General features: G+C 44.1%; 12 protein-coding genes. 7 read left to right on the top strand and 5 right to left on the bottom strand.

Features of this window, described 5'->3' with window-relative positions:
• Positions 1-122: 122 nt before the first annotated feature.
• The gene (locus R8O70_RS10670; RefSeq protein ID WP_017821380.1) at positions 123-932 is read right to left on the bottom strand and encodes a hypothetical protein; all 810 of its coding nucleotides are present in this window, start codon (positions 930-932) and stop codon (positions 123-125) included.
• Positions 933-1675: 743 nt separating this feature from the next.
• On the opposite strand from R8O70_RS10670, the gene R8O70_RS10665 reads away from it, so the two are divergent.
• From R8O70_RS10665 to R8O70_RS10655, 3 genes are all read left to right on the top strand, one after another.
• Positions 1676-2320, top strand: a complete 645-nt coding sequence (locus tag R8O70_RS10665) for a hypothetical protein (RefSeq protein ID WP_225452447.1) — start codon at positions 1676-1678, stop codon at positions 2318-2320.
• Positions 2321-2330: 10 nt separating this feature from the next.
• Positions 2331-2669, top strand: coding sequence for a hypothetical protein (locus R8O70_RS10660; RefSeq protein ID WP_062730501.1), 339 nt, complete (start codon positions 2331-2333; stop codon positions 2667-2669).
• Positions 2670-2851: 182 nt separating this feature from the next.
• Positions 2852-3097, top strand: coding sequence for a hypothetical protein (locus R8O70_RS10655; RefSeq protein WP_226975267.1), 246 nt, complete (start codon positions 2852-2854; stop codon positions 3095-3097).
• Positions 3098-3175: 78 nt separating this feature from the next.
• Here the strand turns inward: R8O70_RS10655 and metG are convergent, their stop codons facing one another.
• Positions 3176-5251, bottom strand: a complete 2076-nt coding sequence (gene metG / locus R8O70_RS10650) for a methionine--tRNA ligase (RefSeq protein WP_064354181.1) — start codon at positions 5249-5251, stop codon at positions 3176-3178.
• A gap of 162 nt (positions 5252-5413) precedes the next feature.
• Between metG and apbC the strand changes: the two genes are divergently transcribed.
• The 3 genes from apbC to R8O70_RS10635 all read left to right on the top strand — a co-directional run bounded on the left by apbC (position 5414) and on the right by R8O70_RS10635 (position 9588).
• Positions 5414-6490, top strand: a complete 1077-nt coding sequence (gene apbC / locus R8O70_RS10645) for an iron-sulfur cluster carrier protein ApbC (protein ID WP_104975494.1) — start codon at positions 5414-5416, stop codon at positions 6488-6490.
• A 180-nt stretch (positions 6491-6670) separates the two neighbouring features.
• Positions 6671-7312, top strand: coding sequence for a uridine kinase (gene udk / locus R8O70_RS10640; RefSeq protein ID WP_005380833.1), 642 nt, complete (start codon positions 6671-6673; stop codon positions 7310-7312).
• Between the two features lie 188 nt (positions 7313-7500).
• Positions 7501-9588 (top strand): AsmA family protein, encoded by a 2088-nt coding sequence (locus R8O70_RS10635; protein ID WP_213911074.1) that lies wholly within the window; start codon positions 7501-7503, stop codon positions 9586-9588.
• 62 nt (positions 9589-9650) lie between these two features.
• Here R8O70_RS10635 and cobO read toward each other — a convergent pair whose 3' ends face one another.
• On the bottom strand, positions 9651-10256 hold the full coding sequence (gene cobO / locus R8O70_RS10630) for a cob(I)yrinic acid a,c-diamide adenosyltransferase (RefSeq protein ID WP_005380837.1): 606 nt from the start codon (positions 10254-10256) through the stop codon (positions 9651-9653).
• A gap of 117 nt (positions 10257-10373) precedes the next feature.
• On the opposite strand from cobO, the gene R8O70_RS10625 reads away from it, so the two are divergent.
• Positions 10374-10823 carry a low molecular weight protein-tyrosine-phosphatase gene (locus R8O70_RS10625; protein ID WP_053304232.1) on the top strand — a complete coding sequence of 150 codons (450 nt, stop codon included), beginning with the start codon at positions 10374-10376 and terminating at the stop codon, positions 10821-10823.
• A 60-nt stretch (positions 10824-10883) separates the two neighbouring features.
• On the opposite strand, the gene R8O70_RS10620 is transcribed toward R8O70_RS10625, so the two are convergent.
• Entirely contained in the window at positions 10884-12443 is a 1560-nt protein-coding gene (locus tag R8O70_RS10620) for a SulP family inorganic anion transporter (protein WP_005380840.1), read from the bottom strand.
• A gap of 332 nt (positions 12444-12775) precedes the next feature.
• Positions 12776-15865, bottom strand: coding sequence for a ribonuclease E (rne, locus tag R8O70_RS10615; protein ID WP_318184180.1), 3090 nt, complete (start codon positions 15863-15865; stop codon positions 12776-12778).
• Positions 15866-16380: the final 515 nt, after the last annotated feature.

The following is a 16380-nucleotide window of genomic DNA, read 5'->3' as shown; positions in this document are numbered from 1 at the left end:
TGGCGCTGGACTAAACAAAGGCCCCCTTTTAGGGGGCTCACACAAAGCCACCTTCTTTAGAAGGTGGTCATTTACTTATAAGTCGGCGACGGACCTAGCACCAATAATAAGGCATGGAACGTTTATCCTGCTAGCGAGAGTCTGGGTAACGGTAGATATAATGACTCTACGACATCTGAAAGGACATGGTCGTAAGTATTGAAGATGGTCAATGACAAGTCCGATGTGACGCCATAAAGCTCTGCTTCTGTTAAGTCGACATGACTCCCTGTCACGTATTCATTTAGCGTCTGTATTGAGCGCGTGGAAGCAGGAGAGGTAATGCTAAGTGGAGCGATAACCGCTAGTTGGTTTAGCTTACGCATCATGACCGATGCATAGTTTTTGAAACGCTCATTTCCGCCTTGTTCTCCTAAATCTTGAATGCTGATTCGTAACTGAGTCAGGGTCTCCAAGCTATCCATAATGTTTTGCCAGTTCATGTGATACTCATTATGCAAGTCATCTCTTTGCTCAACCGCTAGCCATGCGATGGTTACTTCATCCATCAAAAACAAGCAATGACGAATTAACTTACCATGCTCCATCTGGTTTCTTGCAACACTATGGTCATTCCATTGTTCAAGTAGTTTCCCTACTTTAATCTGTAATACGCGATACATGGGTTTGTTTTCAAACCGTGATGTTTCGACTAAAAGATGCAGCTTGTTAGTCAGAGCATCATGAAGAGCGTCCAATTTTTGTTGATCGTTTTGTTGGAATTGAAGCGAGTAGTGAGTAGCAGCTCGGTGGTGTCTCAGAAGGTGAACAACATCTCGCAACAATGTTAACAGCTGATATTTGCGCGCATGTTGCTGCTCTCGTTTAGAAGATAAGTGATATATTCCGGCTAAAATAGCGATGGACAATAGTGTGGAAATCAAAACAAACATAACCAACTCCTTGTTAGTGTTTGGACCTAACAAGGAAGATTGCAGTTTTGATGCCAAACAAAAACTCAATTTAAACAATTGGTTATATTGAATGTTCTTTTTGAATGGTCGTTGTTGGTGCATGGATTCACCAAATTTGTGAATATGGTTGATTATTCGGTGTCGATGCTTGGTGTACGCGTTATTCTTTGTGAGTTACATATTGATTACTTTTTGTAGTCTGATTCAAGTCACAATGTTTAGAAATTAAAATACTCGAACACTTCATATGATATAAGTTGTCTATTTTGTTGATTGTTCGAGGTAATTAATTTGTCTAATAAATTCGACCTATGCTTCAGTACTCACTCAAAGATAACGCTCCCTATCGATACAAATGATGAGGATAGGTACCTTCAGTTTCGTAAGGACAACCCACATATATTTGGTAGTTTTATTCCCGCAGGTACTCCTTTCATACTGAACGAAGGCTCTGTGAACAACATAGCTAAGTTGCGTAGCGAGAGACCTGATATAGCTTGTGCTCTTGATACTGTAAAAAGTTGGTCACAAGAAACCAAAAGAAATGTAGCCAATCTAACACGTGAGTTTGGCGATGAAAACTAACAAGCGGTAGCCCTCCTCTATGAAAAAGAGATTAAGCCTTTTTTAGATGCTACTAATCATACTATGGGGAGGGGGGAATCGATGAGTATACTGCAGTAGGTGCTGCCGCTACTGCTGTTAATGAAAAGCAAGTCAGATTGAGTAATTTCGGGAAAGCTTCGCTCAAATATCAAAACGCCTTACTAGATGTACGTACAGCCTCACGAAGTGGTGCGCAGAAAAAGGAGCTTGTGAAGCTTGGATATAGAGTTAAAGAAGCTCACAGTTCTTTGAATGCCAAATTTACAAAAGAGCTTGCCCATTATGCAGGACGAGTTAAAAGTAGCCGTGGAAACATTTGGAGCAACCCGAATAGGGCTGTCAATATCGCGCGAAGTGGCAGGGATATAACTAAGTTACATTTAACATCTATAGCTAACATCCGCTCAATTCGATTTCTTGAACAAAGCTCTAGTATTGTGGGTAAAAAGATCATCATGATTGATGCTGGTGTTCGCTTTAACAATGTTCGAAATGCCAAGAATAACGGAGAAAATTGGCAAAAAAGAGCAGCAATGGAAGTTGCAGGGTTTGGTGCGAGCAACGCTGCTGGCGTTTGGACTACATCCAAAGTGATTGTATCTGGAATGGGAGTCGCTTTGGCTGCTGGCCCATTTGGAGTAGTAGTATTAATAGGTGTTGGTTTAGGGGCTGGTTATGCGGCTGCAAAAATGGGTGATTGGTTTGGGCAAGGTTTAGCAGAAAAAACCTATGAAACTAGCTCTAAAGTAAATTGGTTTTAAAGGAGTAGTTGTGTTTTGTTTCGATCTTATAGTGATGATTGTTGGTTGGACATGGTTACTGAGCACATTGGTTTTTATTCGTGTATCAGCAAAGCGGATTGAGACAAAAATATTGCAGGATGGTCATGATCCAATTGGCTGGGACAGAAATGGGTGGGGTTTTAGATTTCCCATGTACGCCTCAGTGTTGATGCGAGGTAAACCTGCGAAAGTATCGCTGGTAGAAGACAAACTTATTCTAAAGTACGCGACGGTCTTTGACCGAGTGCTTGCGTATATTGTCACAATAAGCTTCGTGATGGCACTTGCTTTGGGAGCAGTAATGGGGTTGGGGCCTGAAGAGTACTGAGTGAAAACCAGTTAAGCGCAGGGCTCTGTAGAACGGTGAATACAAGCCTAGTTGAAAAGCCAAATCCTAGTAAAGGGAACAAAGTGTTTTATTTTAATATTGTAAACATTATTGTTGGATGCACTTGGCTAGTGAGTACCTTGTTTTTTATTCGTATATCGGTAAAGCGGATTGAGAAAAAGATGTCGAAGGATGGTCATGGCCCTGTCGGTTGGGATAGAGATACCTGGGGGGTTAGATTCCCAATGTATACTACAGTTTTAATGCGAGGCAAGCCTGCGAAAGTATCACTTGTAGATGATCAGTTAATACTAAAATACGCAACGACATTTGATCGAGTTCTCGCTTTTGTAGTCACGATCAGCTTTGTACTTTTCCTTGCATGTGGCGCGATTATTACTTGGGGTCCAGAAGAATTCTCTTTGTAGTACAATCAAGCTTAATCGATAAGCTTAACTGCGAGAAAAGGCTTAACTGATTTAGTTAAGCCTTTTCAATAAAGATACTTACATTACGCGCATACCAGGTTGAGCGCCTTCGTGTGGCTCAAGGATCCACAGGTCACTACCACCAGGGCCTGCCGCTAGGATCATACCTTCAGACATACCAAACTTCATCTTACGAGGTTTTAGGTTTGCAACCATTACCGTTAGTTTGCCTTCTAGCTCTTCAGGTTTGTAAGCTGACTTGATGCCAGAGAATACCTGACGAGTTTCACCACCGATGTCCAATTGGAACTTAAGCAGTTTGTTGGCTTTTGGTACTTCTTCACAAGAGATGATACGAGCGATACGCATATCTACTGCAGCAAAAGCATCGAACTCAATCTCTTCAGCGATTGGCTCTTTGTCTAGCTCAGTTTCGCTAGCCTTGTTCTTTTCCGCTTCTGCTTTCTCTTTCGCCGCCATTTCTGCCGCCGCATCTTCTTTAGATGCTTCGATCATCGCTTCAACATTCTTCGGATCGATACGGTTGAACAGTGCTTTGAACTTAGTGATCTCGTGGTCTGTTAGTGGAGCAGCGATGTTTTCCCAAGTTAGCTCTTGGTTTAGAAACGCTTCAGTACGCGCAGCTAGCGATGGCATTACTGGTTTCAGGTAAGTCATCAGTACGCGGAACAGGTTGATACCGACAGAACAGATGTCTTGTAGTTCCTGATCTTTGCCTTCTTCTTTTGCTACAACCCACGGTGCTTTTTCATCAACGTATTGGTTAGCTTTGTCTGCCAATGCCGTGATTTCACGGATTGCACGACCAAACTCACGCGTTTCGTAAAGCTCAGCGATACGGTCAGCAGCAGCAACAAATTCGTTGTAAAGTTCAGGCTCAGCAAAGTTGTCAGACAGTTTTCCTTCAAAACGTTTCGCGATGAAACCTGCGTTACGAGATGCCAGGTTAACGATCTTGTTAACAACGTCAGCGTTTACGCGCTGAGTGAAGTCTTCAAGGTTAAGATCTAGATCGTCGATACGGCTGTTTAGCTTCGCAGCGTAGTAGTAACGTAGACACTCAGGGTCTAGGTGCTCTAGGTAAGTGCTTGCTTTTACGAACGTACCTTTAGACTTCGACATTTTTGCGCCGTTTACGGTTACGTAACCGTGTACGAATACGTTGTTAGGCTTGCGGAAGCCAGAACCTTCTAGCATTGCTGGCCAAAATAGGCTGTGGAAGTAAACGATGTCTTTACCGATGAAGTGGTACAGCTCTGCTGAGCTGTCTTTTTTCCAATACTCGTCGAAATCTAGGTCGTCGCGCTTGTCACATAGATTTTTGAAAGAGCCCATGTAGCCGATAGGCGCGTCTAGCCATACGTAGAAGAATTTGTTCTTCTCACCAGGGATCTCGAAGCCAAAGTATGGTGCATCACGTGAGATATCCCATTGCTGCAAGCCAGATTCGAACCATTCTTGCATTTTGTTCGCTGTTTCAGCTTGTAGCGAGCCAGAGCGAGTCCACTCTTTTAGCATGCTTTCAAACTGAGGCAGGTCGAAGAAGAAGTGCTCTGAATCTTTCATTACTGGCGTTGCACCAGAAACCGCAGATTTAGGATTGATCAGTTCTGTTGGGCTGTAAGTCTCACCACAGTTGTCACAGTTGTCACCGTACTGGTCTTCAGACTTACATTTTGGACAGGTACCTTTTACGAAACGGTCCGGTAAGAACATCTCTTTTTCTGGATCGAACAGCTGAGAGATAGTTCGGCTAGAGATAAAGCCATTTTTCTTCAACTCAAGATAAATGTGTGACGCTAGCTCACGGTTCTCATCTGAGTGTGTGCTGTGGTAGTTATCAAAGCTGATATCAAATCCAGCGAAGTCTTTTTGGTGCTCTTCGCTAACTGCGGCAATCATTTCTTCAGGAGTAATACCCATCTGTTGCGCTTTAAGCATGATTGGCGTGCCGTGAGCATCGTCAGCACAGATGAAGTTTACAGTGTTGCCGCGTAGGCGTTGGTAACGAACCCAAATGTCCGCTTGGATATGCTCAAGCATATGACCAAGGTGGATCGAACCGTTAGCGTACGGAAGGGCACAAGTTACCAGCATTTTCCTTGACGGAAAGTTTTTTGGATCGTTTGCCATACTTAATATTCGCTTTTCTTGATAGGTATAAATAAATTTTGATGGATAATACTACCCCATGAACTGACTAACTCCAAGGTGTCAAACTGCGGAATGCCTTAGTTTTTTTGGGGTTCTGGTTGAGCCTGGACGGTGGTAGCATGACATCTAAAAGGAGGGCTTATGCATCAGTTCACTTCAAAACAAGATTTTTGTCACTGGTTTAACCAATTCCAACATCCACAGTTGGTGGAAAACTGGGCAGATATTCATGGCGCAATTTCGATTACGACACAGGGTTCTATTGATATAACGTTGCCATTCGCAAGTAATGAGCTTCAAACCGTACTGCATGACTGGATCAAACAGCAGCAAGCCTCGGGTAAAGTGGCTGAATTCCCATTTAATATTCGCCTTGGAGTTAAAGCTTTAGAAACTCAAGTGGCTCACTCGGTTAAGGGTGTTAAGAACATCGTTGCCGTCAGTTCTGCGAAAGGTGGCGTTGGTAAATCTACTACCGCAGTTAACTTAGCGTTGGCGATTGCTCAATCTGGGGCGAAAGTGGGATTGTTGGATGCAGATATCTATGGTCCGTCTGTACCTATGATGTTGGGGCAAGAAGATGCTAAACCAGAAGTTCGTGATGGCAAGTGGATGGAACCCATTTTTGCTCACGGCATCTATACTCATTCTATCGGTTATTTGGTGGATAAATCAGAAGCGGCGATATGGCGCGGTCCAATGGCTTCAAAAGCATTGTCGCAGTTATTAACTGAAACAGATTGGCCAGATTTGGATTATTTGGTGATTGATATGCCGCCCGGTACGGGGGATATTCAATTGACTCTGTCACAACAAATTCCGGTAACAGGTAGCGTGCTAGTCACAACACCGCAAGATTTAGCCCTTGCCGATGCAAGGAAGGGAGCGGCAATGTTTAACAAAGTCCATGTCCCGGTTATTGGTGTTGTGGAAAACATGAGTTATCACATTTGTAGTCAATGTGGCGCGAAAGAGCATATTTTTGGTATGGGCGGAGCTGAAAAAATGTCGCAAGAATTTGGCTTAGCATTGTTAGGACAAATTCCGCTTCATATCTCTATGCGAGAAGATATTGACGCTGGCGTGCCAACGGTAGCAAGACGCCCAGAAAGTGAGCATGCAGGGTATTATAAGCAACTTGCCGATCGCGTATGTAGCACGATGTTTTGGCAAGGCAAAGCAAAACCAGATGCGATTAGCTTTACAATGGTGAACTAAGTTTACTATGCCTGTTGGTTGATAATTGCACATTTTAACGTTTGCTCGGAGGTTAATCCTCTGAGCAGGCAGAAACTTATGACTAAACCCTAATTCCAACTAGTAACTATGGGGTGAACTCCCTATAATCAGGCAGTTTATCTTTTTATGTGACTAGAAATCATCATCGGGTGCAAACTAATGTCTGATAATAATCAATGCGTCATCGTAGGTATTGCTGGCGCTTCTGCTTCTGGAAAAAGTCTGATCGCGAGCACTATTTATAATGAGCTTCGCGCGAAAGTAGGCGATCATCAAATCGGTGTCATCACGGAAGATTGCTACTACAACGACCAAAGCCACCTAAGCATGGAAGAGCGAGTAAAGACGAACTACGATCACCCGAGTGCGTTGGACCACGACCTACTGTGTGAGCACCTAGAAAAATTGGTACGTGGTGAAGCAGTAGAAGTGCCTGAGTACAGCTACACTGAGCACACAAGAACAATTAACACCACCACAATGACACCTAAAAAGGTGATCATTCTAGAAGGTATCCTTCTTCTTACAGACCCTCGTCTTCGTGATTTGATGCATGCGACAGTATTTATGGACACACCGTTAGATATTTGCTTGCTTCGCCGTGTTAAGCGTGATGTGGAAGAACGAGGCCGAACTATGGAATCTGTTCTTAAGCAATACCAACAAACAGTACGTCCGATGTTCATGCAGTTTATCGAACCTTCTAAGCAATATGCGGACATTATTGTTCCTCGCGGTGGTAAAAACCGTATCGCAATTGATGTATTAAAAGCTCACATTGCAAGACTTTTGAAAGCTTAAGCCTATAGACGGCTATATCGCTTTATTTTTAGGAGAAGAAGTGGCACCTTAAGTGCCACTTCTTTTTTTGTTTTTAAATTAGTCAGTTGCAGGTTAAAACCAGACACTTTTCACGCTTTTGTGGAACTGTCAGCGGTAAATGGAGTCTGCGCTTATAATTGTAAAAACACTCGAGCAAGGAAAAACAAATGAAGAAACTGCTCTTAATTCTAGCAATACCGATTGTGGTCATTTTGGTCGCAATTTTAGCGTTAACCATCTTCGTCAATCCGAATCAGTTTAAACCCCTTATTGTTGAGCAAGCGCAAAAGCAAACGGGATTAGAGTTGGTGATTGAAGGGGATATCAGTTGGCAATTTTTCCCATCGATTGGCTTTGAGTTGGGACATACAGAATTGCGAAACCCGCAAGGCTTTAGTAAACCCAATTTATTCAAAGTTGATACCGTTGGTGTAGACATCTCTGTTATGCCACTTTTTAGTCAACAGCTTGAAATTGGAAACGTCACGCTTGATGGTGCTGAGTTCTACATTGAAACCAAGAAAGATGGCAGCAAGAATATTGATGCATTGACGAAAGCCCAAACACAACAAGCAGAACAAGAGAGCAATACTGCGCCTACGCAAAATGGTGAAACGCAAACTTCTGGTTCTGATTGGAGTATTAATCTTGCTGGCGTTACGGTTTCTAACGGTTCATTAGAAATGCAGGATAAGCAAGCCGGTAGTTACACCAAACTTTATGATATTTCATTAAACCTTTCCGAATTCGCTTTTGACAACTGGACAACGGCTGATTTTGGCGTGAAGGGCGAAATGAACGACCAAAAGTTCACCGCGAAAGGTCAGGCAGACTTTAAGCTAGAAAAAGGTTTGGCAAACTACGCGCTAAAGAACATCAACTTTGATGCGACATACTCTGACCCTGCCAATAAAATTGAATCGGCAACGATCGGTTTAGACACGTTTGAATTCGATAAAGTAAATAACCTGACTTATGCCATTAAGGGTGACGCTGGTGGTATGAAGTTAGATATGCAGGGTGCTGGTCAACTTAGCGTGGACAAGGCTATCAGCAAAGTACAGTTGGATAAGTTAACTCTTAAATCGACTTTTGAGGGTGATGCTTTACCTCAGTCCCCAATGAAAGTCGACATGGTGTCTGATCTGTCTTTCGACCTAACGAAAAACCATCTGAGTTTTGTTCTAGAGAAGTTAACAGCGAATGCTATCGCCCTAGATGGTAAGGCAGATGTGACACTCGGTGATATTCCTAAAGTACGCTTTGCTCTCCATAGCCCCAATATCGATCTTGATGAGTTCTTAGGGTTAGATAAGCAAGCTGCCGAAGGTAATAAGCCTGCTTCTGGTGGCGAGAGTGCTCCTGCCGGACCTGAGGTTGAGCCTGATTTGTCTGCGTTGAAAGCGTTAGATGTAAAGGGTGACATTACTATCGACAAATTCAAAGCGGCAAATGCGAAGATGGAAGCGGTAAAAACGAGCTTCACTGTAAATCGTGGCGTGTTTGAGCTTACATCTTTTAGTTCGAAGTTGTACCAAGGCTCAATCTCAGCGACAGCGAAGTTAGATGCACGCCAATCACCAGCGACTTACAGTGTTAAAAAGTCAATCAAAGGCGTGAAAGTTCAACCGCTACTTATAGACGTTGCTGAAAACGACAAACTTGAAGGGACAGGTAACATTGATGTGAATGTTACAGGTAAGAGTCTCACGCCTACCGGTATCAAGAAGAATCTATCTGGTACGGTTGTTATCAATTTTGCTGACGGTGCGGTGAATGGCATCAACGTTGCTCAGTTGATTCGTGAAAACTATGCGAAATTTAAAGGGCAAAAAGTTGAAGGCACCAATGAAGCTAAGAAAACAGACTTCAGTGCGATGACGGCGACATTGAAACTCAACAAAGGTGTTGTATCAACGGATAATATGCAAGCTCAGTCTCCATTGTTACGTGTTCGTGGTAAAGGTACCGCAAACTACATCAATGAAACAGTCGACTTTACTATCAGCACGTCAGTTGTAGGTAGCCTAGAAGGCCAGGGCGGTAAAGATATAGATGAGCTGAAAGACATCACGATTCCAATCAATGTGTCTGGTAAGTGGGCAGAACCTAAATTCAAGCTCGTATTCGATGATGTTCTGAAGCAGAAAGCTCAGAAAGAAATCGATCGTGGCGTAGAGAAGCTAACGGACAAAATCAAAGACGAGAAAACCAAAGATGCGGTCGATGGTTTATTGAAGAATCTTTTCAACTAACCGTGCGTGAAAATCAAAAGGGTTGGCATTTTGCCAACCCTTTTTAAATTACTCTGCGAGTGTTACCAATCGACGCCTTTGAGGGCTTTTACGCCAGATTCAAATGCGTGCTTTACATTTTTCACTTCAGAAACGGTATCGGCCATTTCAATCAGGGTTCGATGTGCGCCACGCCCAGTAATAATAACCGACTGCATTTTAGGTCGGTTGCTCAGTGCTTCGACCACTTCGTCTAAGTCGATGTAGCCGTAGCTCACCATATAAGTTAGCTCGTCAAACAAGATGACATCGATAGAGTCGTCTTGCAGCATGCGTTTACATTCTTGCCATACGCCTTGCGCTGCTTCGGTATCAGCGGCTTTGTTTTGAGTTTCCCATGTAAAGCCGGTCGCCATTACTTGGAATTCAACGCCGAGTTTCTCAAGTAGGTTGCGCTCACCGTTGTCCCAAGTACCTTTAATAAACTGCGCGACAGCACAATTCAAACCATGACCCACTGCGCGTGCGATCGTACCGAATCCTGATGTCGATTTACCTTTACCATTTCCGGTAATGATCAGTAGCAGACCTTTTTCCTCTTGAGCAGCAGCGATTTTTGCGTCTACCTGTTCTTTGACTTTTTGTTGGCGAGCTTTATGGCGTGCTTCTTTATTTTCTTCGATAGACATAATACTTCCTTAATTCCTTTTCGTGCTGTGCCCAAGCTAATTTGGGTTCATTGATTTATCTCGCTATGATAGACCAACATATCGTGAAGAAAAACCACCGATAATTCAGGGAATAAAATGAAGAAAATACTTGTTGTTTGTATGGGAAACATTTGTCGGTCACCAACTGGAGAGGCAGTGTTAAGAGCGAAAGCTCAAAAGCTAGGCGTTGAAGTAGAGGTTGATTCGGCAGGTACAATTGGCTACCACGCAGGAAACCGACCGGATTCAAGAGCGATGGCAGCAGGAAAGCAGCGAGGTTATTCTTTTAAAGGAATGCAAGCGCGCCAAGTCACCATTGATGACTTTGAAAAGTTTGACCTTATATTAGCCGCAGATAAAGCAAATTTGGCCGATTTATTGGATATTTGTCCGTTGAAGTATCGACACAAAGTATCGTTATTTTTAAGTCATTCTGAGTCAGTTTACGACGAAGTCCCGGACCCATATTATGGTGGGGAAGATGGCTTTGAACTGGTGCTTGATTTAATCGAAGAGGCATCAGACGCAATTTTGAAGAAGCTATAATCACCGTACTTGAAGACAATAGAAAAAGGGATGAGCTCAGCTCATCCCTTTTTATTCGTGTTAACCCGCTAGTATGTCGGTTGCGACTTTGTAGCTTGGGTCTTCCTTCACGTTAATTTCAACCAAGCTGCCAGCTTTGTCCAAAAGTTTACGACAATCTGGGCTTAGGTGACGAAGGTGCAGCGTTTTACCTTGAGCATTGTAACGCTCAGCCAGTGTTTCAATGGCTTCAATTGCAGAGTGATCTGTCACGCGAGAGTCTGCAAAATCGACAATCACATCTTTTGGATCTTCAGGCGCGTTAAACAACTCCAGGAAGTTAGCCGCAGAGCCAAAGAAAATAGGGCCGTGAATCTTGTACTCTTTTGAACCTTCCTCGTTTAAGCACGTGTCGGCATAGATGTGCTTAGCGTGTTGCCATGCAAACATTAATGCAGAAACGATAACACCAACCGCTACGGCAACAGCAAGGTCAGTAAGAACAGTAACAACGGTCACAAGAACAATAACGAAGAAGTCTTGCTTCGGTACGCGGCGTGCTAGCTTAAATGTTGCCCATTCGAATGTACCAATGACAACCATGAACATCACACCAACCAGAGCAGCGAGTGGGATCATTTCAATTAGCGAAGAAGCGAATAAGATAAACATCAATAGAGCGATAGCCGCAACGATACCAGATAGACGGCCGCGACCACCTGAGTTTACGTTGATCATCGACTGACCAATCATCGCACAACCACCCATTGCGCCAAACACAGAACACGTCATGTTTGCCATACCTTGACCGATACATTCGCGGTTAGATTGACCACGAGTATTCGTCATCTCATCTAAAACTGTCAGTGTTAGTAGAGATTCAATTAGACCAATGGCCGCTAGAATGATCGCGTATGGAAGAATGATTTGTAGAGTTTCTAGCGTAAATGGCACCGCCGGAATAGAGAAGGTCGGCAGTGAACCTGCGAGTGTTGCCGCTTCATCACCAGACATTGTACGCAGGAAGTCAACAACAGTACGAGTTTCCAGATCCAAACCAACCACTAAAGCAGTCACCGTTACGATTGCAACAAGTGAAGAGGGTACAGCCGTTGTGATTTTTGGTAGAAAGTGAATGATTGCCATAGTTAGCGCAACCAAACCAAGCATTAGTAGCATTTGGTCTTGTGGTAGCCAAGTAAGCATGCCGTTGATATCTGGCGCTTTAAACTGACCCAACTGAGCTAGGAAGATAACAATAGCCAGACCGTTCACAAAACCAATCATCACAGGGTGAGGCACGATACGGATGAACTTACCCAATTTAAACATACCAGCGGCAATTTGAAGAATACCAGCGAGCATGATGGCTGCGAATAGGTACTGGACACCGTGAGTCGCGACAAGCGAAACCATTACGACTGCCATGGCACCTGTTGCACCAGAAATCATGCCAGGACGACCACCGAAAATGGAAGTAATAAGACCAACGATGAATGCAGCGTAAAGACCGACCATCGGATCTACGCCTGCGACGAACGCAAATGCGACAGCTTCAGGAACCAATGCTAGCGCAACGGTTAAGCCTGATAGCACATCATTTTTTACGGAGTGCTTAGAAAATTGGGGAAATTCGAACATGTTTGTTTTTAAGTTCTCTTTGCAATGAGTTAAACCCGACACATATTCGTATTTGCACAAGCCACTGGAAGGTTGATTTTTAATCAAACATTGCAGTGTAAACCGTAGTATTAAAAGAGCAGCATCAGAATGGTGTCGAAAACTTGAGTCGGCGCATGCTACCGAAAAGTGTGATTAAGTTCAAGAATGATACGAATAATGGCGTACAAATGTGATCACGAATTGGTATTTATATGAACAATTTATTGGGCAAATATGAAGATAAAAAAGGCTACCAGATGGTAGCCTTTAATTTATTTATGCCGTTAAGCAGTTGAACGTAATGATTTAGCCTAGTTAAAGTTAGGCTTTGTCATCTCTGCCGATGCACGGTTTTTAGCCACTTGGCTACCAGCACCTTTAGCTTGGTAACGTTCGGTTTTGAACGGTGCTGCTGCAACCGTGATTTCGCGTAGCTCTTGAGGGCCAGGTGCTTTCGTCATCGGTGCGCTAGCGTTTAGCTTAGCCGCAACTTTAATGGCTTCGACTTTAGGCTCTGGTTTATCTACTGGCGCTTCGGCTGCAATCTCTTTTGCTGCTTCAACGATAGGCTCTTCAGCAGGTGCCGTTTCTACGATGACATCAACCGGTTCAGCATGTTCAGTTACAGGAGTGTCAACGATAGGCTCTACCGATGCTGTTTCTACTACTGCCGATTCAGCTTTTTCTGCGATTACTGTTTCAACAACAGGTGCTTCCACAACGGGTGCTTCTACTACTGGAGCTTCCACTTTCGCTTCAACGGTTTCTTGAACCTTGTGTTCAACAACTGGCGCATCTGTTACGACAGGTTGCTCGCGACGAATAATCACTTTACCCATTGCCATTTCTGGACACGCAAAGCCACCTTGGATTGTAGGTACTGCTGCTACAGCTTCTTCCTTAACTCGCTCTTCCTTCTTAGGTGCTGGTTTCGGAATGTAACGTGGCATTACTTTACCCATAGCCATTTCAGGAGAAGCGACACCTCCCTTACGTAGGCGGAACGGGTTAGGGCGGCGATCACGGCCACGGCGACGACGCTGGCCGCTTGCACGCAGGTGACGTGGCGAACGACGGTTACGACGTTGCTTAGACTCTGCTTGCTTGTTGTCTTGTTGTGCTTCTACCGTTGCTTCTGTTGGCTTCTCAACTTTGGTTTCAACCGTTTCTTGAGTCTTAACCGCTGTTTCTTCGGCTTTCTTCTCAATAGCTTCTTGGTCCTTAACGCGTACAGACTTGTTCAATTTGCGACGTTGGCGGCGCTCTTTCACTTTTTCTGCTTTCGCATTTTGCTGCTTCGGTTTGCTCTCTTCTGGTTTTGTTTCAGTACGAGCTTCCGCTGCTAGCTGCAGACCTTTTTCCGCTACTTTTGCGTTTGCTTTCTGCTCTTGGGCTTTATCTGCCTGTTGAGCTTTAGGTTTACGCTTTTGGTTACGGTTTTGCGGTTTATTTGTTTGTTGTTGAGCTTCGTTTTGCTCATTAGCCTGCTCATCACGAGGCTTACGACGACGTCGGTTATCGCGATTGTCGCGGTTATCACGATTATCGCGCTGGTTGTTATTGCGACGACGATCGTTACGATCACGTTTGTTACGTCGATTATCGCGATTTGGTTTTTTCTCTTCCTGAGGTTTCTGTTCTTCTTTTGTTTCTTCAGAACCACCGAATAGGAAGCTACCAAGTGCTTTAAACAGACGGCTGAACAATCCAGGTTTCTCTTCTTGTTCAACGTTTTGTTCTTTCTTCTTCGCCTCAGGAGCTGGTTTAGCTGCTGGTGCAGGTGCGGTTTGAGACGGAGCCGCAAAGCCTTTAAGAACTGGCTCTTCAATTCGTTTTGGTTTTACGTCAACTTCCGCTGGCTCTTTACCTTCCGCTTCTTTCATTGCTTCCAGTTTTTTAGGAAGTAGGTAAGAAATCAGATCGAACTCTTCACCTTCACGAACACGGATAACTTCGAAGTGCGGCGTTTCCATGTCAGAGTTTGGAACAACCGTAATCTTCACTTCTTGAATGCGTTCGATATGGTTAACTGAACGACGTTTTTCGTTCAACAAGTAAGAAGCGATTGGCACAGGTACAACTGCGAGAACTTGCGCTGTATTGTCTTTCAGTGCTTCCTCTTCGATTAAACGAAGTACAGAAAGTGCTAGAGATTCGTTGTCGCGAACGACTCCAGTACCGCTACAGCGAGGACAGATGTGGTGGCTTGCTTCTGCTAGAGAAGGGCTTAAACGTTGACGTGACATCTCCAACAAACCAAAGCGAGAAATACGACCGATTTGTACACGAGCGCGATCAAGACGAACGGCTTCACGTAGACGGTTTTCTACTTCTCGTTGGTGGCGAACAGGTGTCATATCGATAAAGTCGATAACCACTAAGCCACCCAAGTCACGTAGACGTAACTGGCGAGCAATTTCGTCGGCTGCTTCTAGGTTCGTGTTTAGGGCTGTTTCTTCAATATCACCGCCCTTGGTTGCACGAGCAGAGTTGATATCGATAGACGTTAGTGCCTCAGTCGGGTCAATAACAATAGAACCGCCAGATGGCAGACGCACTTCACGTTGGAAAGCCGATTCAATTTGGCTTTCGATTTGGTAGTGGCTGAATAGTGGAACTTCGCCTTCATATTTCTTAACGCGGTTAAGGAAATCAGGGCGCACCAATTGAATGTGCTCTTTTGCACGTTCGTAGATGGTGTTGCTATCAATTAAGATTTCGCCAATATCACGACGCAAATAGTCACGGATTGCACGAACGATAACGTTACTTTCTTGGTGGATTAAGAATGGAGCAGGGTTAGAGTCCGCTGCACCTTTGATTGCACCCCAGTGGTTAAGTAGTACATTCAAATCCCACTCAAGCTCTTCAGCACTCTTGCCAACGCCAGCAGTACGTACGATTAGGCCCATGCCCTGAGGCAGTTCCAAAGTACTTAATGCGGCTTTTAGTTGAGTACGCTCGTCACCTTCGATTCGACGAGAAATACCGCCAGCACGAGGGTTGTTAGGCATCAGAACAAGGTAACTACCAGCAAGAGAAATGAAAGTAGTAAGAGCAGCGCCCTTGCTTCCACGTTCTTCTTTTTCCACTTGAACGATAACTTCTTGGCCTTCCGTTAGCACTTCTTTGATGCTTGGACGACCTTGGTAGGTGTAACCTTCAGGGAAATATTCGCGGGCAATTTCTTTGAGAGGGAGGAAACCGTGACGCTCGGCGCCGTAATCAACAAATGCGGCTTCTAAGCTTGGTTCGATACGTGTGATACGTCCTTTGTAGATATTCGCTTTTTTAGATTCATGTCCTGGACTCTCGATATCAAGATCGAAAAGTCGCTGGCCATCAACCAGAGCGACACGCAACTCTTCTTTTTGAGTTGCGTTAATTAACATTCTTTTCATTGAAAATTCTCGTTGTCTTTTCTTTTATATCTTTCTTGTCGACTTGCCACTGTTTTTTCGCTCTTTCACGGTGCCTGATCCCATGGCTTGTATTTTGCAGCCTCCCGGCTGGAAGGGGATGCTCTCGGGCACTTCAGTCATCACAAGCCTCTTGTGGTTTCTGTTGGAAACGTAGACTTGTGACCCGCTATTTGGGCGGTAGGTACTCAACGTGAATATGCGAGGAGTAGGGTGGCAAGAGTGTTGAATTCGATGTGTCTCACGCCAATGCTGCACTCGACCTTCAACGATCTACTCACATTGCTTGAGGATAAATGATTGGTAATGAATAAAATGTAACCAAACCTTCCTTAGCAGCTGTGAACTATAGCAGTGCGCGTGGCTATCAGCAATCTGCTTTCACGCAAACGATAGAAAATTTGCCGCTAAACTCAAAATTTCTATTTTATAACTGGCTGTTTCATAAGCAATTGAGATGTGCAAACTGTTCAAGACAGAAAACAAATTGAGAACTT

Source organism: Vibrio sp. 779(2023) (genome assembly GCF_033344285.1).
Lineage (GTDB): Bacteria > Pseudomonadota > Gammaproteobacteria > Enterobacterales > Vibrionaceae > Vibrio > Vibrio alginolyticus.
The sequence above is the reverse complement of the archived record's forward strand: the minus strand, read 5'-3'. Positions and strand labels throughout refer to the sequence as shown.